This window comes from Deltaproteobacteria bacterium (genome assembly GCA_011375175.1).
Lineage (GTDB): Bacteria > Desulfobacterota > GWC2-55-46 > GWC2-55-46 > DRME01 > DRME01.
Genome location: DRME01000033.1, coordinates 1 through 20,819, shown reverse-complemented (window position 1 = coordinate 20,819; position 20,819 = coordinate 1). Strand labels below are relative to the sequence as shown.

The 20,819-nt window shown below is 65.5% G+C and carries 12 protein-coding genes; 10 read left to right on the top strand and 2 right to left on the bottom strand.

Annotated elements, in window-relative coordinates:
• The 5 genes from ENJ37_02390 to ENJ37_02370 all read left to right on the top strand — a co-directional run.
• On the top strand, nucleotides 1–888 hold an 888-nt coding region (locus ENJ37_02390), incomplete at its 5' end, for a 6-bladed beta-propeller (protein HHL39332.1).
• 4 nt (nucleotides 889–892) lie between these two features.
• A complete protein-coding gene (locus ENJ37_02385) occupies nucleotides 893–7,165 on the top strand; it encodes a hypothetical protein (GenBank protein HHL39331.1) in 6,273 nt (2,090 codons plus the stop codon).
• A 77-nt stretch (nucleotides 7,166–7,242) separates the two neighbouring features.
• Nucleotides 7,243–9,462, top strand: coding sequence for a PAS domain-containing protein (locus ENJ37_02380; protein HHL39330.1), 2,220 nt, complete (start codon nucleotides 7,243–7,245; stop codon nucleotides 9,460–9,462).
• 429 nt (nucleotides 9,463–9,891) lie between these two features.
• On the top strand, nucleotides 9,892–11,268 hold the full coding sequence (locus ENJ37_02375) for a sigma-54-dependent Fis family transcriptional regulator (protein ID HHL39329.1): 1,377 nt from the start codon (nucleotides 9,892–9,894) through the stop codon (nucleotides 11,266–11,268).
• 411 nt (nucleotides 11,269–11,679) lie between these two features.
• Nucleotides 11,680–12,108, top strand: coding sequence for a peptidylprolyl isomerase (locus tag ENJ37_02370; GenBank protein ID HHL39328.1), 429 nt, complete (start codon nucleotides 11,680–11,682; stop codon nucleotides 12,106–12,108).
• Nucleotides 12,109–12,168: 60 nt separating this feature from the next.
• Here ENJ37_02370 and ENJ37_02365 read toward each other — a convergent pair whose 3' ends face one another.
• Nucleotides 12,169–12,936 (bottom strand): hypothetical protein, encoded by a 768-nt coding sequence (locus tag ENJ37_02365; GenBank protein HHL39327.1) that lies wholly within the window; start codon nucleotides 12,934–12,936, stop codon nucleotides 12,169–12,171.
• On the bottom strand, nucleotides 12,921–14,144 hold the full coding sequence (locus tag ENJ37_02360) for a glycosyl transferase family 2 (GenBank protein ID HHL39326.1): 1,224 nt from the start codon (nucleotides 14,142–14,144) through the stop codon (nucleotides 12,921–12,923). The genes ENJ37_02365 and ENJ37_02360 overlap by 16 nt, the downstream gene beginning before the upstream one ends.
• Nucleotides 14,145–15,491: 1,347 nt before the next feature.
• Here ENJ37_02360 and ENJ37_02355 point away from each other — a divergent pair.
• The 5 genes from ENJ37_02355 to ENJ37_02335 all read left to right on the top strand — a co-directional run bounded on the left by ENJ37_02355 (nucleotide 15,492) and on the right by ENJ37_02335 (nucleotide 20,626).
• A complete protein-coding gene (locus ENJ37_02355; GenBank protein HHL39325.1) occupies nucleotides 15,492–16,595 on the top strand; it encodes a cytochrome C in 1,104 nt (367 codons plus the stop codon).
• A 40-nt stretch (nucleotides 16,596–16,635) separates the two neighbouring features.
• On the top strand, nucleotides 16,636–17,427 hold the full coding sequence (locus ENJ37_02350; protein ID HHL39324.1) for a hypothetical protein: 792 nt from the start codon (nucleotides 16,636–16,638) through the stop codon (nucleotides 17,425–17,427).
• A gap of 15 nt (nucleotides 17,428–17,442) precedes the next feature.
• Entirely contained in the window at nucleotides 17,443–18,369 is a 927-nt protein-coding gene (locus ENJ37_02345) for a cytochrome C (protein HHL39323.1), read from the top strand.
• Complete coding sequence (locus ENJ37_02340; protein HHL39322.1) at nucleotides 18,341–19,507, top strand: hypothetical protein; 1,167 nt, start codon at nucleotides 18,341–18,343, stop codon at nucleotides 19,505–19,507. Before ENJ37_02345 ends, ENJ37_02340 begins: the two co-directional genes overlap by 29 nt.
• A 183-nt stretch (nucleotides 19,508–19,690) precedes the next feature.
• The gene (locus ENJ37_02335; protein ID HHL39321.1) at nucleotides 19,691–20,626 is read left to right on the top strand and encodes a 6-bladed beta-propeller; all 936 of its coding nucleotides are present in this window, start codon (nucleotides 19,691–19,693) and stop codon (nucleotides 20,624–20,626) included.
• The last annotated feature ends 193 nt before the right edge of the window (nucleotides 20,627–20,819 follow it).

Here is a 20,819-nt window from a genome sequence, read left to right as displayed (position 1 = left end):
CTTTGCGCGGCCCTGCCCGCCTGGGGGTTCGAGCTGCGCCCGGCGGAGCTTCTCTTCTACGTCACCGCCCCAGCCTCCGAGCCCCTTTCGCTGCCCACCGATCTCGTCGTCGACAGCCGCTCCAACATCTACGTCCTCGACGGCGTGAACAACAGGGTGGCGGTCTTCGACGGCCGGGGCCGCTACCTGCGAAGCTTCGGCGAGAAGGGCGAGAGCGGCGGCGCCTTCGACACGCCCGTTGGCATCGGCATCGACACCTCGGACCGCATCTACGTCTGCGACACGAAGAACGCGAGGGTCGTCGTCTTCGATCCCTCGGGGAAGTTCCTCTCCGAGACGGCGCTCAAGGTGCCCGAGGGGCTCGCCGCGCCCAGGCCCGTCGACATAGTGGTCGACGACTACCGCGGCCTCCTCTACATAAGCGACAACGCCAACCACGCCGTGCTCGTCTACTCCAGGGACGGCCGCTACCTTCGGCGCTGGGGAGAGCGCGGCGGGGGGGAGGACCAGTTCCGCTACCCCGCCACGGCGGCCCGTGATGGCTACAGGCTCTACGTGGCCGACGTGCTCGGCACGCGGGTGCAGGTCATAAACATCGACAAGAGCGAGTTCGCGGGACAGATCGGCCGCTGGGGCGTGCTGCCCGGAGAGCTCTTCAGGCCCAAGGGCGTGGCCGTGGACTCCGAGGGCCGGGTCTACGTGGCCGACAGCTACATGGACGTCATACAGGTCTTCGACGAGTACGGCGGGCTCCTCCACATCCTCGGCGACGGCGAGGGGCGCATCCGCCGCTTCACCTCTCCGGCCGGCCTCTTCATCGACGGCAGCGACAGGCTCTACGTGGTGGAGATGCTCGACAACAGAGTCGGCGTATACGGCCTGAAGTGAGGGTATGTTCAGGGACCGTCGGAAAGAGAGCCGCCGCGGGCGGGACTGCCGTGGGGCGGCGGGGCGGCTTGCGGCGGCCTTCGCCCTGGCGCTCCTCCTGCTTCCCCCCGGCCTCTTCGCGCCCGGCCGGGCCTCGGCCCGCGAGATATCGCCCCAGCGCGAGTGCTCCATATGTCACATATCGTGGCTCGAGGAGTTCAGGCGCGAGGGCGTCACGCCCCTTATCGAGCTCCCCAGCGGGCCGGTCATAATCAAGGGCCGCATAGGCGTGGTCTCCACCGAGAGGCTGTGCTTCACCTGCCACGACGGCTACGTCAACGACTCGCGTTTCGCCTTCAACGAACGGAAACACCGCCATCCCGTATTCGTCAAGCCCTCGAACAAGGTCAGGATCCCGAGGCTCAAGGACGGGACCATGATCTTTCCGCTCAGCAACAAGGGCGAGCTCTACTGCGGTACCTGCCACAGCGCCCACGGCCGAAGCTGGGAGCACATGGCCGACAAGAGCAAGGTCATATTCCTGCGCGAGAGCATGGAGAACTCGGCCATCTGTGTCGCCTGCCACCTCGACAAGTCCACCGGTCCCGAGGAGGGCAACCACCCCTTCTTCGTAAAGCCCGTGGACGTAAAGGTCCCGGTCGAGCGCATCCGCGAGCTCGGCGGCCGCTTCGGCACCGGGCAGAGCCGCGTCATCTGCCAGTCGTGCCACAGGGTCAAGGGCGCGCCCGAGGAAAAGCTCCTCATCGTCAAGAACCCAAACTCCGAGCTCTGCGGCACCTGCCACGCCGACCGCTACGCCCACAGCCGCGCCGAGGCATCCAGGCTCGGCACCCACCCGGTCAACGTCACCTCCTCCATGGTGGACCTGCCGGCCAAGACGAGGCTTCTGGGCTCGAAGCTCGGCGAGGACGGCGCCATCATATGCCAGAGCTGCCACCAGCCCCACTACTCGCCCACCAAGTCGAAGATACTGGTCAGGGACAACACGGGCTCCGCCCTCTGCATGACCTGCCACGACGACAAGAAACCCGTGGCCCTCTCCAAGCACAACATGGCCGAGATGGCGCCGGACTCGGCCAACGTGCGGGGCGTGAAGGCGGGGGAGGGCGGTCCCTGCAGCGCCTGCCACGTGCCGCACGGGGGCAGGGGACAGAAGATGTGGGCCCGCCCCCTCGGCCCGGGGGAGGACCCGGTGGAGAAGCTCTGTCTTTCGTGCCACCGGGATAAGGGCCTCGCCTCGAAGAAGACGGTGGGCGCGCGCTCCCACCCCGTGGGCCGCGACATCGAGCGGCTCGGACTCGACGGTGAGGTGGGGCTGCCCCTCTTTTACGCAAACGGCGTCAAGACGGGCCGGGGCGACAGGGGGCGCGTGGTCTGCGCCACGTGCCACGACCCCCACCAGTGGGACCCCACGGACCCGGAGCGGGTCTCGGGCCGCGACGACGAGGGCGACGGCTCCACGAGCTTTCTGCGCAAGAGGGCCAACGCGAGCGAAGGGCTCTGTACCGAGTGCCACAGGCGCAAGGCCACCGTGGCGGGGAGCAAACACGACATGGGGCTCGTGGCGGCCGACTCGAAGAACGTCATGGGGCTTACCGTCTCCGAGAGCGGCCCCTGCGGGGCCTGCCACGTGCCCCACAACGGCGAGGGACCCCGCATGTGGGCCCGCAGGCTGCGGGACGGCGAGGACCCCCTGGAGAGGCTCTGCCGGAGCTGTCACGCCGAGGACGGTCCGGCCCGCAAGAAGCTGGTCGGTGAGTTCACCCACCCCGTGGGCAGGGACATAAAGGAGCTGGGCGTGGAGGTGGGGCTTCCGCTCTTCGACGGCGAGGGCCGCCGCAGCGCGCGCCGCGACAGCGGCAACGTCACCTGCGCCACGTGCCACGACCCCCACCGCTGGAACCCCGAGGACCCGGCCGACCGCGGCGGTCCCGACGCGGAGGGAGACACGGCCACGAGCTTTCTGCGCATGAAGAACCTGCGTTCCGAGCTCTGCGGCGCCTGCCACGCCGACCGCTACGCCTCGGACCGCGCCGAGGCGGCGCGCATGGGCACCCATCCGGTTAACATAAAGAGCGAGAAGATCGACGTGGCCGCAAGGAGCGGCGAGCTCGGCGGGCGCACGGGACCGGAGGGGGAGATCATCTGCCAGAGCTGCCATACGCCCCACAACGGCGTGGACAAGAAGATACTGCTCGGCACGAGGGCCGACTCCGGGCTCTGCAAGACCTGTCACGGCGACAAGGCGCCGGTTGAGAAGAGCAAGCACAACCTGGCGCTCACGGCCCCGGAGGCCGTCAACATAAGGGGCGAGGCGGTGACCGAGGCCGGCGTCTGCAGCGCCTGTCACAGGCCCCACGGCGGAGACGGACGCAGGATGTGGGCGCGCCGTCTCGACGCGCGGCAGGGCGGGGACCGCATCGGGAGGCTCTGTCTCTCCTGCCACGACGAAAAGGGTGTCGCGCCGAAGAAGACCATCGGTCCGAGGTCCCATCCCGTGGCCGCCGGGCTCGAGGGGCTCACGGACGACGTGGAGGCGCTGGAGGCGCGCCTTGCCGGGGCCGGTATGCCGCTCTACGACCTCGACGGAGAGAAGGCCGGAAGCGGTGACGGCGGCCGCGTCGTCTGCGCCACGTGCCACGACCCCCACCAGTGGGACCCCGCGGACCCGGAGCGCCTCTCGGGCCGCGACGACGAGGGCGACGGCTCCACGAGCTTTCTGCGGCGGCGGGCGAGCGCGGGTAGCGGACTCTGCGTGACCTGTCACGCCGACAAGCGCCTTGTGCGCACCACCAAGCATGACCTCGCCTCGGCCGGCGACGAATCGGCCAACGTCCTCGGCGAGACGGCGCGTAGCAGCGGCGTCTGCGGCGCCTGTCACGTGCCCCACAACGGCACGGGCCCGCGCATGTGGGCGCGCCGTCTCGGCGAGGGCACGGACGTCTTCGAGCGCATGTGCCGCGCCTGCCACGGCGAGGGCGCGCCTGCGGAGAAGAAGCTTGTGGGCGAGATATCCCATCCCGTGGGCGCCGAGATCGGCGGGCTCGATCTCCCTCTCAGGGAAGACGTCCCGCTCTTTACCGACGAGGAGGTGGCCGCCGGAAAGCACCACGCAACGGGCAGGAGGTGTACGGCCTGTCACGCGGGGGGCGACGGCGAAGGACCGGTCAGGGAGGCGGGCGTGGTCGTAGACCCGGACCTGCCGCTCTATACGGCCGACGGCGCGCGCGCCGGCGCGGGCCCCAGGGGCCGCGTGGTCTGCGTCACCTGTCACGACCCCCACCGCTGGAACCCCGGCGACCCGGCCGACCGCGGCGGCCCGGACGTGGAGGGAGACACGGCCACGAGCTTTCTGCGCCGCGACAACAGCGACTCCCAACTCTGCGGCTCGTGCCACATAGACCGCTACGTGGCCGGAAGGGTCGAGGCCGAACGCCTCGGGACCCATCCCGTGAACGTCACGTCCCGGAAGGTGGCCCTGCCGGAGAAGACCCGAAGCTTCGGCGGCCGGGTCGGCAGCGACGGGGCCATCGTATGCCAGAGCTGTCACACGCCGCACCGGGGGGCCGACAAGAAGCTGCTGCTCCTCTCCAAGAAGGACTCGCAGCTTTGCAGGGCCTGCCACGACGACAAGAAACCGGTGGTGACGAGCAAGCACAACATGGCCGTCATGGCGCCGGAGAGCACCAACATAAGGGGCGAGACCCCGGCCGAGAGCGGGCCCTGCGGGGCCTGCCACCTCCCGCACGGCGGCGGCGGGCCCCGCATGTGGGCCAGAAGCTTCGCGGGCGGCGCAGACCCCATGGAAAAACTCTGCGTCTCGTGCCACAACGAAGAGGGCCTTGCAAAGAGAAAGGTCATCGGCCGCTATTCCCACCCCATAGGGCGCAATATCAAGAAGCTCGGCATAAGCACCGACCTGCCGCTCTACACGGGCGAGAGTCTTCGCAGCGGATGGCAGGACGAGGGCAAGGTGGTCTGCTCCACCTGCCACGACCCCCACCGCTGGGACGCCCGCGACCCCACGCGCGTAAGCGGCAGGGACGACGAGGGCGACAGCTCGAACAGCTTCCTGCGCAAGCCCGCCGACGTGCGCAGCGAGCTCTGCGTCCACTGCCACAGGGACAAGACCGAGGTCCTCGACACCAAGCACGACATGGTCGTCATGGCGCCCGAGAGCCGCAACATATGGAAGGAGCGCCCCGCCCGAAGCGGCGCCTGCGGGGCCTGCCACCTCCCGCACAACGGCGCCGGTCCCCGCATGTGGGCCCGCAGGCTCGCCGACGGCGACGACATCGTCGAGCGCATGTGCCTGGGCTGCCACAGCAGCGGCTCCATTGCCCGCAGGAAGACGGTGGGCGGGAACTCCCACCCCACGGGCCGCGACATCGAGACCCTCGGCGTTGAGACCGATCTGCCGCTCTTCACCGCCTCCGGCGCGCGAAGCGAGCGGGGCGACAAGGGGCTGGTGGTCTGTATAAGCTGTCACAACCCCCACCAGTGGGACCCCGACGACCGGGACGAGCGCGGCGGGCCCAAGATCGAGGGCGACGGCACCAACAGCTTCCTGCGCGTGGAGGCGGCCGGCGAGAGCAGGCTCTGCGCCCGGTGCCACAGGGACAAGACCACGGTCCTCGACACCAAGCACGACCTGCGCATAACGGCCCGCAACGCCACCAACGCCTACGGCGAGCCCGCCGGGCGCAGCGGCGTGTGCGGCGCCTGCCACGTCCCCCACAACGGAAAGTCCGTGCGGCTGTGGGCCAGGAGCGAGATCGACGGCGGCAGGGACCCGATCTCGAACCTATGTCTCTCCTGCCACCGCGAGGACGGCGTGGCGCTGAAGAAGACCGTAAAGGAGCCCTCGCACCCCGTCGGTGTCCCCATATCGAACGTCGATATCCTGGCGCGCCCCGGGGAATGGCTCAGCAAGTTCATGTACATGCTCAAGGGCCCGCTCGCAGAGCTCGGCGTCCGTCCCCTGCCGCTCTACGACGACAAGGGCCGCAAGGTGGTGGACGGCAACGTTACCTGCGCCACCTGCCACAATCCCCACGTCTGGAAGGGCGACGACCCCTCCTACAAGCCCCCGGGCGACGCCGCCAAGGCGGAGGGCGACGGCTCGACGAGCTTCCTGCGCATCGCCAACAAGCCGGGGTCGAGGCTCTGCCGCAACTGCCACGTGGACAAGCGGCCCGTGGCGCTCACCAAGCACAACCTCGAGAACTCGGCGCCCGAAGAGAAGAACGTCATGGGCCAGACGGTCGATGACGCCGGCATGTGCGGCCCGTGCCACGTGCCCCACAACGGCACGGGTCCCAGGCTCTGGGCAAGGGAGCTGGCTGGCTTCGAAGACACGGTCAAGGATATGTGTTTTTCCTGCCACAGCGAGGACTCGGTGGCGCGCAGCAAGACCGTCGGCGAGAATTCCCATCCCGTGGGCGTGGAGCCCCCGGACGCGATACGGAAGGCGACGACACTGCCCCTCTACACCGCCGACGCGAGACCGGTCGACACGATGGAGGACGGGGGGCGCGGCGGCAGGGTCGTGTGCCTTACGTGCCACAACCCCCACCAGTGGGACCCCGACGACATAAACCGCCAGAGCGGCGCGTGGAAGGAGAGCGAGGGCGACGGCACGACCAGCTTCCTGCGCATTAAGGCCGCCGCCATACCGAGGCTCTGCATCAACTGCCACGAAGAGAAGAAGTACATCCTGGCCACCGAGCACGACCTGAGGGTCACGGCCCGCAGGGCCGTCAACATAAAGGGCGAGACCATAAAGGAGAGCGGCGTGTGCGGCCAGTGCCACTACGTGCACAACGCCGAGACCAAACGCTACATGTGGGCCCGCAAGCTCGGCCCCGGCGAGGACATGCTCGAGCGGCTCTGCCGGAGCTGCCACAGCGACGGCCGTCTCGCCGAGCACAAGCTGCCGCTCAAGCTGCGCCATCCCAAGGACGTGCTCATGGTCTCGTCCGACAAGATCAAGAAGGAGCGGGGCAGGGCCGAGGTGAGCTTCCCCGTCTTCAGCGAGGACGGCTCCCGCGCCGAGGCGGGCTTCATAAGCTGTCCCACCTGCCACAACCCGCACCGGTGGTCGGCCGTGCGAAAGGGCTTCGGTCCCGGCAGGAACACCGAAGGCCAGGCCACGAACAGCTTCCTGCGAAGCCGCAGCGAATCGGCGCTGTGCACCGACTGCCACGGCATGGACGGTCTCTTCCGTTACAAGTACTTCCACGGCACCATTTCGAGGGAGAAGTACCCCTGGAGGTAGCCGCAGCCTTCCCCGGCCCGGCGCCGACACTCGGGGGCTTCCGTCGCGGCGGCGCCCTGTGATATGATCCACCTGTTATGATCGGGCGGCTCAACATCATGCAGAAGTTCTCCATCCTGAGCCTGCTCTGGGTGGTCTTCTTCGTCGTCCTCGCCGGCGCCGTCCTCTCCCACTACCTCGAAAGGAACATGCTCGAGCGCGACGGCGCAATCACCACCGATTTCGTCAGGTTCATCGTCCGCCAGAGGCTCTCGGCCCGTGACTTCCACTATCCCGTGCCCAGCGAGGAGCGTTTTTCCGGCGTCTTCCGCGAGATCGAGAGCATACCGGAGATAGTGGACGTCCGGGCCTACGACACCGAGGGGATCGTGGTCTGGGCCGGGCTCGACGCCCTGGTGGGAAGGAGCTTCAAGCGCAAGCGGGGGCTCGAGCGGGCCCTTCGCGGCGAGATGGCCGTGGAGCTCACGGCCCGGCGCGACCGCGACGAGTCGTACCTGGAGGGCCACGGCACTCTCGTCGAGATCTTCATACCCGTAATCGAGAACGGCGAGCTCGTCGGCGCCGTCTCGGCCTACAAGAGCTCGGCGACCTTCTTCCGCAACCTCGAAAGGGCGCGAAGGACGGTCTGGCTCATGAGCGCAGCGGGGGGCGTGCTCTTCTACGTCTCCTTCTTCAGCCTCTTCTACCGCTCCTACCGGCTTCAGCGGCGCATGGACGAGGGCCTGCGCAGGCTCAACAGCGAGCTGTCGGCACTCAACGCCGTGGCCGCCACGGTGAGCCGTTCGCTGGACGTGGAGGAGCTGCTCGATCTGGCGCTCCGCAAGGTGGTGGAGCTTGCGGGAGCGCGGGGCGGATGGGCGGCGCTCGGCGCGGACGGCGGCTTTGTCGTGGCCTCGTCGGCCGGTGAGGTCGACGCCGCCGCAAGGCTCCGCGCCCTGTCGTCGGAGGGGGTCTTCACGGCGGCCGCAAGCGCCGGCGGGGCCGGGGCGACGCCGCGTCTCTTCCGGGACAGCTCATGGTGCTCGGTCTGCGTGCCCCTTGTATCGAGGGACCGCGTGCTCGGCTTCCTGGAGCTCGTCCATCCGCCCGGGCGCGCGGCCGACCTCGAACGCCGCCTCTCCATGCTCGCCTCCATCGGCGGCCGCATAGGCGTGGCCCTGGAGAACGCGCTGCTCTACAAGGACCTCAAGGAGTTCAACGTCGTCCTCGAGCGCACCGTCGAGGAGCGCACACGGGAGCTTCGCCGAAGCCGCGACGAGATAAAGGCCGTCTTCGACGCCGTCACCGACATCATCATCGTCCGCGACATGGAGTGCAGCGTCGTCATGGCCAACAGGGCCGCGGCCACGCACTTCGGTCCCGAGCCGGTGGTGGGACGCAAGTGCCATGCGCTCTTCAAGGGCGAGGACAGGCCCTGCGCCGAGTGCGCCGCGTCCGCAAGGCTCTTCTACGACAGGGGGGCGCGCTCGCTGGAGCTCACCAATGCCGCTACCGGCGAGGTCTACAGCCTCTCCCTCTTCCCCGTCTTCGACGACACCGGCGCCGTGAGGGCCGTCATCGAGTACGCCAAGGTGGTGACCGAGCAGAAGAGGATGGAGGAGAAGGTCATACAGCTCGACAAGCTCACGAGCCTGGGCGGCCTCGTCGGCGAGATCGCCCACCAGATAAACAACCCCCTGGTGGGCGTGGTCAACTACGCCCAGATGGCGCTCAAGCAGGTGGAGCCCGAAAGCCCGGTGCGCGAGGAACTGGAGACCATAGTGAGGGCCGGCAAGGAGTGCCGCGACATCATAAAAAAGCTCCTCGACTTCTCGAGGCCCGCAAGCTTCGACCTCCACCTCCTCGACTGCAACGCCCTGCTCGACGAGACGCTTCGCATGTTCGAGAGACAGTTGAGCCTTGCAAAACGGAACATAGAGGTCGTCAAGGAGTACTCCCCCGGCCTCCCGCCCGTGCGCGTGGACAGGACCCTCATGATACAGGTATTCTTCAATATCATAAACAACGCCCGCGAGGCCATGGGCGGGGGCGGCACCATAAGGCTCGCAACGGCGCTCGTCGACGGGTGGCTGGAGGTGACCATAGCCGACACCGGTCCCGGCATGGACGAGGAGGCCCTCCAGTACATATTCTCGCCCTTCTACACCACCAAGCGGGCGAGCGGAGGCACGGGCCTGGGGCTGAGCGTGGTCTCCAACATCGTCTCGCGGCACAAGGGCAAGGTGTGGGCCGAGAGCAGGCCGGGCCGCGGCACGGTCTTTCGCATACGACTGCCCGTAGAACTCGAAGCCTGCTGAGGCCGGGGGAAACTTTCTGTAGAAAGTTTCCCCCGGACCCCCTTCAAAGACTTTTAACTTGGGCTAAAGAACCTCGTTTCCTCGGCGATCATGAAAACCAACGCGGCTCGAGGAGCAAACAAAAAGTTTTTGGAGGGAGTCTGAGGGAACCTTTTTGTAAAAGGGTCACAGACCCACGGTTCCCCCCTTGTCCCTTGTTATGTTGTTCGTAGGGGTATGTTCGGAGGTCCCTGGGAGGCTCGGGCCGCGCCAGGCGGGATTTTTTACGCCTTTGCGGCCCGAGCCTCCCAGGGACCGCCCCCGGAGGCAGCCGCCGGGCAGCCGGACCGACACGCAGGAGATATTGGGGAAGCCGCGGCTCCGTGACCCTCTCACGGCAGGGTTTAGCGGGCGCAACCGGCGCAACGAGGCGGAAGCGACGGAGGTTGAATGGAGAAAAGGCCTGTCATATTAGTGGTGGACGACGAGGGATATACGCGCAAGCTCCTGAGCAAGCTCCTCGGCTCGCTCGGTTACGACGTGCTCACGGCCGTCGACGGCCCCGAGGCCCTGAGGAAGTTCGAGGCGTCGGTGGCGGACCTCGTGATGCTCGATCAGAGGATGCCCGGCATGGACGGTCTCACCGTGCTGCGGCGCATAAAGGAGCTCGACCCCGCCGTGGCGGTCATCATGATGACCGGCTACGGCACGGTCGAGGAGGCGGTCAAGGCCATGAAGCTCGGGGCCTACGACTACCTGGCCAAACCCTTCGACAACGTTGACGAAGTCGAGCTCACGGTCAAGCGGGCCCTGAAGGACAAGTTCCTCTCCGACGAGAACCGATACCTCAAGGAGAGACTCGACGAGAGCCTCTCCTTCGACGCCGTCGTGGGCCGCAGCAAGGCGATGCGGCGCATAATCGACCTCATAAAGAAGGTCGCGCCCCTTGACTCCACCGTCCTGCTCCACGGTGAGACCGGCACCGGCAAGGAGCTCATCGCCCAGACCATCCACCAGAACAGCCCGCGCGCCTCCCGCAGGTTCGTGGCCGTCAACTGCGGCTCCCTCTCGGAGAGCCTCCTCGAAAGCACGCTCTTCGGCTACGAGAAGGGCGCCTTTACGGGCGCCGTGAAGACGACGACCGGCTACTTCGAGGCCGCCGACGGCGGCACGCTCTTCCTCGACGAGATAACGGGCACGAGTCTCAAGCTCCAGACAAGCCTTCTGCGGGTGCTCCAGGAGCGCGAGTTCACGCGCCTGGGCGATACGGTGCGCCGCAAGACCGACTTCAGGCTCATAACGGCGGCCAACGTGCCCATGGAGGAGGAGATAGCGGCCGGCCGCTTCCGCGAGGACCTCTACTACCGTATCAACGTCATCCCCATCGAGATACCGCCGCTGCGCGAGCGCCGCGAGGACATCGCCCTTCTGGCCCGCTACTTCCTCGACCGCTTCAGGGAGAAGCTCGGCAAGGACGTGGGACCGTTCACGGCCGGGGCGCTGGCCGCCATGGAGGCCTACGAGTGGAGGGGCAACGTGAGGGAGCTCGAGAACATGGTGGAGCGGGTGGTGGCCCTCAAGGGCTCCGGTCCCATCGACGCGGCCGACCTGCCGCCCCATGTGACCGGACGCGGCGGCGCCCAGGACGCGGCGGCGCCTGAGAGCTACTCGGCCATGCCCTTCCAGGAGGCCAAGGAGACCTTCGAACGCCTCTACATCGAGGACGTCTTGAAGAGGGTGGACGGCAACGTGTCGAAGGCCGCCGAAATTACGGGCATACGGCGCCAGAACCTCTACCTCAAGCTCAAGAAGTACGGCTTGCGATGAAGAAGGCGCGCCTGCGGGGACATTAACAGCTCGGGAAGCTCTGATTTATTGCACTGAGGGAACCTTTCTGTAAAAAGGTTCCCTCAGACTCCCTCCAAAAACTTTTAACGCCCTGCGGATCATCCCGATTTTGCAAGCAAAATCGGGATGATCCGCAGGGAATTGAAAGTCTTTGAAGGGGGGCTGGGGGAAACTTTCTACAGAAAGTTTCCCCCAGGGTAATTAATCGGAGTTTCCCTCGCTCTGCGAGCCGCGTCCGTCGGGAGAAGGTCCCCCTGGGGCCGGAGCCGATCTTGTTGACAGGCCGGCGTGAAACGTTATATAGTTGGGAAAACCGTCGGGGGTGAAGTGTGGTCTCGTGGCCTGCTTGCCGTATTTTGCCCCGGGCAGAAAAGCGGGAGGAACACAGATATGGCGCAGGCAAAGACAGGAGACACCGTGAGCGTCCACTATACGGGCACGCTTGACGACGGGACCGTCTTCGACTCGTCCCACGAGAGGGACCCCCTCAGGTTCACGCTCGGCAACGGGGAGGTCATCCAGGGGTTCGAGGACGCCGTGCTCGGCATGGAAGAGGGCGAGACGCGCACGCGCAGGATCGCCTGCGACGACGCCTACGGTCCACGCATAGAAGACCTCGTCTTCAGGGTCGACAAGAGCAAGCTTCCGCCCGATCTCGACCCGGAGGTCGGACAGTTCCTGCAGGTCTCGCAGGAAGACGGCAGAACCATAAGCGTGCGCGTCACCGAGGTGACGGACGCAGACATCGCGCTCGACGCCAACCACCCGCTGGCGGGCAAGGACCTGACCTTCGAGATACGCCTCGTCTCGGTGCTCTGACCGCGGGCGATGGGGCCTCTCCCGGAGAGGTCCCATCGCCCCGCAGGCGCCTCCGTCTTCTCAGAGGTGCTTCATCTCGTCCTCGTCTTCCTCCTTCTTCTTTTCCATCATCTCTTCGATGATCCTCCGGGCCGCGTCCCTGCCGCCGAGTCCGAAGGCCAGGGCCGCGGCCAGGACCACCCCGCCGAAGAGTATGGAGAAGGCCGCTGTCACCACTGCGCTCGCTATGCCGAGCTGCTCGAGGGCCATGGCGATGACAAAGAGCGTCACCGTAAGCCGGACGGCCTCGCTTATGAGGCGCGCGTAGCTCATGCCGGCGTTCACCCCGGCGAGAAGGGCGGCCCTTGCGAGGAATCCGGCGAAGATGAAGCCCGTCACCACTATGACGACGGCCGTAAGCAAGCGCGGCAGGTAGAGGAAGAACAGCGAGACGAGCTTGTCCACCACTTCGAGGTCCATGGCGCCGAGGCTTGTCACCACGAAGGCGGTGACGAGGAACCAGAAGACCACGAGGCCCATGAACCGCGCCGGCCGGCTCCTCACGTCCCCCTTCCTGAGCATGTCGCTTATGCCCACGCGTTCGCTCCAGGCGTCGAACCCGAAGGCGTCGAGGAGCCTTGTGATGGCGATGCGCGCGAGGGCGGCCGCCAGCACGCCCGCAGCGGCGAGCAGCGCCATGGCGAGCAGGTGCGCCAGCAGGGAGACCATCTTCGCCGGAAGGAGCCTGAAGGGCTCGAAGAGTATGTCGAAGAAGCCGTCGCCCCAGACGGCCTTCAAAAGAGCTGACGCCGCGTCGTAGCCCATGGTGGACCTCACCTCCCCTCCCATCCCTCGATAAGCCGTGTCCTGCGCCTTTCGTATTCGAGGCAGAGGCGCTCTACGAGCTCCTCGGCCTCCTCGTTGTTGAGCTGCGCCGCCTCGAGGCAGAACGACGCCGTCCTGCCGAGGTAGAGCGGTATGAGCGAGCTCAGAAGGTGCCTGGCCCGGATCGTCCTGCGGTGGTAGGCCAGTATGTAATCATAGATTATCTTAACCCACAGCGAGTCGTTTATGCGGAAGGTGTCGTCGGCCGCGCGCGAGGCCTCTTCGAGCTCTTCCATCGTCTCTTCGTCGAGGACCGAGGCCCACAGCTCCCCCAGGTTCTCGACGCCGAGCCTGAACTGGCCTATCATGTTCCCTATGTTGACCCTTACCGGTTCGAGTGCGACGAAGTACTTGAACCCGAAGACCGGCACGTCGGCGACCTCCCTTACGTCCTTCCACCGGGCGTGGTGTTTCTCGATGAGCCCCAGCAGCGAGCCCAGCACCTGGACGAACATGTCGCGCAGGTCGCTTCCCGGGTCCTTGGGGTTGTGTATCTTGGCGCCCAGGTAGCTCTGGCAGACGTTGAAGCCGCAGGCCACGGCCTCGATGGTCATCCAGATGTCGATGCCGAAACGGGCGACGTCGGTGTGCCACACGTCCTGCTTCACATAGTGGCCGGCCAGTGAGCCGGAGAATCCGAACTCGCCTCCGATGGGCTGGCGTATCTTGCGTCCGAAGAGAGCGCGCGTCACGGGGTAGATGACCGAGTTGGTGATCGAGCCGTCGTACTTGTGCCGGCTGTACAGCGGCGCCACGAAGTCGAAACCGCGGTGGAGCACCGGCACCACGAGCAGCTGTATCCACTCGGGCGTTATGCTCCGCAGGTCGGCGTCGACCACGCAGCAGGCCTTGGCCCCGAGCCGCACGGCGGCCTCGAAGATGGTGCGCAGCGCGCTCCCCTTGCCCGGAATGCCGTGGTAGGGCGTCGAAATCCTGTGGATGGGCGCAAGGGGGTGCTCGACGAGCACGGTCCGGTGATCGATGGTGACGTTGCGCACCACATCGGGGGTCCCGTCCTTTGAGCCGCCGTCCGAGTTTATGATAACACACCTGTGCTGCGGAAAGTACTTGGCCAGACCGGCGCTCACCGCCGTCATCACATGGCCGATCGTCGCCGCGTTGTTGTAGGTGGCGATCCCCACCACCACGTCGGCGCTGCCTACAGACTCGATCTCGTCGAGTCCATCCCCTCTTCCCTCCTCTTCGGGCTCGGGCGCTGTCGTCATTGAGCATCCTCGACTCAGGGGCGTTTCGAAAAAAGTCTCTTCCTCCACCGGCGACGGCGGGAAGAGAGGGCTGCCTGGAGGTCAGGGGCCGGACTGTCCCGCCTGTCGGCCGGGCGGTCCTTGAGGCGGCATGCCTCGGCCGGCAGGGGCGGATATGACTGAGTTTAACGGCAAGAGACGGCCTTGTCAAATGGGGGGGGACCTTTGCGCCGGGGCCGCCACCGTGAAGGGATAAGGAAGCTCCGATTTATTGCGCTGAGGGAACCTTTTTGTAAAAGGGTCACAGACCCCCGGTTCCCTCAGACTCCCTCCAAAAATTTTTAACGCCCTGCGGTTCATCCCGATTTTGCTTGCAAAATCGGGATGAACCGCAGGGAATTAAAAGTCTTTGAAGGGGGGCTGGGGGAAACGTGGGCCTATGGCCCTTCTACAGAAAGTTTCCCCCATAAGGGCCGGCCGTGTTCGGGCCGCTTTGTGTCACAAAAAAGTTACAGGTGTCTCGAAAAGATGAAAGTAGGCGTAAGGGCCTGGAAAGGCAGACTTTTTTCGTTGATGCGCGCAGGTTGTGTCATAGTGTTGTGACAGCAGTCCTGGACGGCGCGGCCGGGGAGGCGAGGGGCCGCCGGCTGACCGGTGCGTATAAGTCCTTGAAAGAAGAGGCATTTCCTGGTGCGTCCATCTCCCTGGAGTGTTGTGGCACGCTTCTTGCTCTTTTTATCAGGCCGAATGGCGGTTCTTTTTTCGTCAGCTCGGATTTGCCCGAGGGGCTGCGGCGCAGACGGCTTTCAGGGCTGCGTCGTCCGGCGCCGGGCCCCGAAGGCGGTCCGAGAAGATGGCGGAGCCGCCCGCGCCGTCGACCCTCCGGGTCGGCAGTTCGACAACAGGCTGCGTGACGGGGCATTTCACCGCCACCAGATGCCCCGTCCGTAGAGCCGCCCGCGGCAGCGGGAAGGCGGTTGACACGTGACCGACCTCCGCCGCCGTCCATCACGCACGCCTTGTCGGTACGTTCTCACTCTGTATCTTCCGACGGTGAGGGGCGTGGACGGCGGTACAAACGGTAAGCAATCCGCTGCATCCAGCCCGCTGCCCGCGGCGGCGTCTCAAGGCCCGGACCGGCTCTCTTCCTCCGACAGCCCTATGAACTCCTTGCGGCGGGACGACTTCCCGGCTTGAGGCCCGGGGTCTTCCCGGCATATGGGGGCGTCCGGCCGTCGTCCCGGCGGTCCATTTACGTGCGGCCGGGAGAGACCCGACAAAAAGATCCGCAAAAACATCCGGAGGGATGCCTCGATGGTAGCCGTGAAGTCCCAGACTCCCTTTGTCTTCCTGGCCCTCGTCGTCCTCGCCGCCCTGCTCCCCCTGCTGTCCGCTGAGCCGGCGGCCGCGGCCGACGAGCTCAACTGTCTGCTCTGCCACAAGTACAGGGGACTCAGCCGCATAGCCGAGGACGGCAAGTTCCGTCTCTTCTACATCAACGAGAACCTCTTCGAGAGCGGTCCCCACGCCAAGGTCAAGTGCAACGACTGCCACCGCGACATAAACGAGATACCCCACGAGCCGGCAAGGCCCGTTAACTGCACCGTCGAGTGCCACATCGTCGAGCCTTCGGGCCAGCGCCGCTTCTCGCACCAGCCCATCGAGGACATCCTGCTCAAGGGCGTGCACGGCAAGTACGACGAGAACGGAAAACTCAAGAAGTACGCCGAGGACTATCCGGGCTGCAAGGACTGCCACGAGGAGCCGCTCTACCGGCCGCTCTCGTTCTTCAAGGGCAAGAGCTACGGCGTCTCGGAGCGCGCCATCGGCCGCTGCAAGACCTGCCACCGCACCGGCAAGTTCGCCGAGATCTTCTACACACACGTGACGTCGAGGCTGCAGAAGACGCGCTCGCCGAGGGAGATCGTGGAGATCTGCGCCAAGTGCCACGGCGACGAGAAGTTCCGCAGGCGCCACAAGCTCGACGACGTGGTCACCTCCTACAAGGAGACCTTCCACTACAAGGCCATCCGCCACGGCTCGGAGCACACGCCGGACTGTGTGGACTGCCACGTCGTCTACGGCGAGAACGTCCACCTCATAGAAGGGCAGATATCGCCCACCTCGGCCGTCAACGAGGCCAACGTCGCAAGGACCTGCCGCACCGAGGACTGCCACCCCCGTGCCGGCGAGAACCTGGCCGGCTACCAGGTCCACGTGACCTACGACCCGGAGAAGTATCCGCTCCAGTACTGGATGCTCGTCTTCTTCAAGGCCCTCATGGCCGGTGTTATGTACTTCTTCCTCGTCTTCATATTCCTCGAGCTGCTGCGCAGGCTCTTTCCCAGGGCGGCGCTCTTCAAGGAGGCCGGTCACGGCGACGGAGACGGCGGTCCGGGAGGCGCGGGCCGAGGCTGAGCGGCCCCGCCGGCGCGGTTCTACCCTGGAGGTTTCGGTTATGGAAAGGTATCCGAGGATAGTGTACAGGAACGGCAAGAGGTACTTCTTCCGTTTTTCGCTCCACCAGCGCGTCCAGCACGTGGTGCTCTTCACCTGTGTCATAATACTTGCGCTCACCGGTTTTCCGCTGCGCTACCACGACGCCTGGTGGGCCGGGCCGCTCTACGAGTTCATGGGGGGCATCGAGTTCGCCCCCATGATCCACAGGGCCGCCGGCACGGTGCTGCTCGCACTCTTCGTCTACCACACCTGCTACTTTCTCTACCTCTTCTTTACGCGCCGCGTAAGGCGGCTGCGCGACGAGGGGGAGCTCACGCCCGGCAACGTGGTGCGGGAGTTCCTGAGCCAGGAGATGGTCCCCTGCCGGCGCGACCTGACGGACCTTCTCACCCATCTCAAGTACCTGCTCTTCATATCGGACCGCAAGCCCCGCTACGACCGCATGAGCTGGAAGGAGAAGTTCGACTACTTCGCCCCCTACTGGGGCATACCCATACTCGGCCCCGCCGGCGTCATCCTCTGGTGGCGCGACCTGGCGAGCCACTACCTGCCGGGCATCGTCTTCAACGCGGCTTATATCATGCACACCGACGAGGCCCTGCTGGCCGTCATGTTCCTCTTCTTCGTCCACTGGTACAACGTCCACTACTCGCCCGAGAAGTTCCCCATGGCCACGGTTTTCCTCACGGGCTACCTATCGGAGGACGAGATGATACACGAGCACTACGACGAGTACGTGCGCGTCATGGAGGAGGAGGGCCTGGCCGACGAGATAAGGCCGCAGCACTAAGCCGGAGGGGACTCGATGACAAGCATCCTCAAAAAGCTCGTATACAAACTCTACGTCCTTGGGCTCATGGCCTTCACCGTATGGTACGGCACGTTCATAACGCCCATTATCTTCGGCCACGAGGAGCACGAGGAGGAGATCGCGGAGATCGAGTTCGACGGCGCCGGCACGGAGGAGGAGAAGGCCTTCAGGAAGCTGCTGGCCGAGCAGCGAAAGACGGCCGTCACGGACCTTGGCTACAGGGTCGTCAAGGAACAGTACGTGAAGGGGCACTTCCACCACGTGGGCTTCACCGTCGAGCCCGACAAGAGCAACGTCTGCATCCGCTGCCACGGCGACGTGCCCCACGACAAGGCCAAGGCCATAAGGGCCTTCCTCAACATGCACGCCTTCTACCTCGCCTGCGAGACCTGCCACGTAAGGCCCGCCCGGGGCGAGCCCGCCTGGGTCTTCCGCTGGTACGACAAGAGCACGGGCAAGCCCATAGGCAACCCGCCGGGGCTCGTGGCCACGGAGATAGACAAGTACGGCAACTACGGCGCCAAGATCGCCCCCGGCGTGGTCGAGAAGGGGATATTCAGGTTCATAAACGGCGAAAAGGAGCTCGCCTTCGTCGAGGAGTACATAAAGAAGAAGGACCTGCTCGGCCCCACCGAGCAGTCCAAGATGAAGAAGGCCTTTCACAGGCGGGTCAACGAGCAGCCCCTTCTGTGCGACGGCTGTCACACGAAAAAGGAGCCCTACCTGCCTTTCGCCAAGGTCGGCTATCCGCCCCACAGGATAAACGACCTGACCAGCACCGAGGTGGTCGGCATGGTCAACAGGTACAAGGAGTTCTACATCCCCAAGATGCTGCTGCCCGGCAAGAAGAAGGCCGGCAAGAAGCAGCGCCGCGGCGTGGAGGTCGAGGAGAGTGAGCTCGAGATCGAGGTCGTCAAGTAGGCGCTTTGTCGCGGCAGCGGCGGCGCTGTGCGCCGCTGCGCTGCTTTTGTCCGCGCCCGGCGCGGCGGACGCGGGCGAGCTCGTCGTCGTCGTCGACCGTTCCGAGCCCATGGGCGAGCCCATAAACGGCGAGAGCAGACTCGACGCCGCCGTCGAGGCCCTCGGGGACTTTCTCGGCCGCAACGCCGGCAAGTTCGACGGCCTTGCGCTCTGGAGCTACGGCGCGGGCCGCTGCGGCTCGAAGCCGCAGCGGGTCACGTCAAGGCGCAGGGTCTTGAAGGCGCTCGCCGCCCTGAGGCCGGCCTTCGAGGGCGTGGCCCACACCTCCGACGCCCTCGTGCGGGCGGTCAAGGGACTCGGTCCCGACGACGTGGTGCTCGTCGTGAGCGGCGGCGCCGACGGATGCTCGAAGAAGGCCTGCGCCGAAGTGGCCGGGGCCTCGGAGAGGGGGAAGGGACCGGCCGTCTATGCCGTGGCGCTGGCCGTGGAGGACGTGAGGGGGCTTGAAGAGCTCAAGTGTATCGCCTCCAAGACGGGCGGCAGGTTCTACCACGCCCATGACGTCGATGAGCTTCGCAGGGCGCTTGGCAGGATCGAGAAGAAAGTGGGCTACAACCTCGAGATCAGGGTCCTGCGCGAAGAAGGCAAGGAGGTGACCGACTACATAAGGACCCGCTACGCTTACCAGTGGGGGTGCCGGGTCTACAAAAGCGGCACCGACGAGGAGGTGGCCGTCACCAACGTCTTTCCGGCGCGCTTCCACCTGCCCCCCGGCACCTACGACGTAAAGGTCCGCTTCGGCACCACCGAGCAGTGGCTGCGGGGAGTGGACGTCAAGGAAGGCGAAAGGGTTAAGAGGACTATGAATTTCGCAAGAGGCTCGGTGGTGGTCAATGTCTTCGCCGGAGACGACGAGGTGATAGGCGTAAAACGGATCCCCAAGCTTCTCTGGTGGTGCGACGTCTTCAAGGCCGGTACGTCCGAAAAGGTGGACGGTACGGTCACCTTTCCGGTGGAACTGGACCTCGTGGTGGGAAGCTACGACATCAAGGTCCACTACATGGGCGCCGAGAAGGTGCTCGAAGGGGTGGAAGTCCGGGAGGGCAAGACCAGAAAGCTCAAGGCAGACTTCCCTTGAAGGCCGCCGTCTTTTCTGATACCTTCTCCCTAAAGGCGCAGGGCCCGCGTACCGCGACGGCGGGCGCGTCCGGCCCCCGCGCCGCAGACGCCTTGCTCAATTACCGTGGGGGAAACTTTCTGTAGAAGGGCTACAGGCCCACGTTTCCCTCAGGGTAATTCAAAGAGGGATGGGCCGCCACTGATGCGCAAGACCGCAATCCTTCCAACCGTCTTTTTCATCTTCTCAGCCCTTGTTATGCTGGGGGCCGCCGGCGCCGCCCAGCCTCCGCGCTACGAAGAGGTCGTCGAGCTCTTCACCCTGGAGAGCCGCGACGACCCCATGAAGCATCCGAGCGACGTGGCCGTCGCCGCCGACGGCACGGTCTACGTCCTCGACGGTGTCAACAACCGGGTGCTTCTCTTCTCGCCCGAGGGCAGGCTCCTCTCGAGTTTCGGCCGCGGCGGCGGCGACCCCGGCGAGTTCAACTTCCCGCTCGGCCTCTGCCTCGACGGCCGGGGCCGCGTCTACGTGGCCGACTCGGGCAACCACCGCGTCCAGGTCTTCACCGCCGGCGGCGAGTACCTCTATCATATCGACATGGACGGAGAGATGCCCGCAGACCCCACCGACACGGCCGTCGACGACCGCCGGGGACTCCTCTACATCGTGGACAACGACAACCACAGGCTTCTCACCTACGACCTGCGCAAAGGGGCCTTCATCGCCGAGCTCGGCGAGATGGGCATGCTCAAGGAGGGGCTTCGCTGGCCCTTCAGCGTGGCCGTCGACTCCGAGGGCTACGTCTTCATAGTGGACGTCATAAACACGCGGGTCCGTGTCGTCACCCCCGACGGCCGCTTCGCAAATAACATCGGCCGGTGGGGCGTTGACCGCGGCCAGTTCTTCAGGCCCAAGGGCGTGGCCGTGGACTCCGGGGACCGCGTCTACGTGACCGACAGCTACCTCGGCGTCATACAGGTATTCGACAGGTCGGGCGGACTGCTCGCCGTGCTCGGCGACGAGAGCGGCAAGGTGCGAAGGTTCGTCACACCGGTGCGCATCGCCATAGACGAAAGCGACAGGATTTACGTGGTCGAGATGTTCGCAGGCCGCGTCCGTGTCTTCGGCAGGAAGTGAGGGGGAAGATGAGCGGCGTCGAGAGTAAAGGAAGCTCTGATTAATTACCCTGGGGGAAACTTTCTGTAGAAGGGCCACAGGCCCACGTTTCCCCCAGCCCCCCTTCAAAGACTTTCAATACGAGTTGGTTTCCCCCTGTTTTGCCTGGCAAAACAGGGGGAAACCAACTCGCATTAAAAGTTTTTGGAGGGAG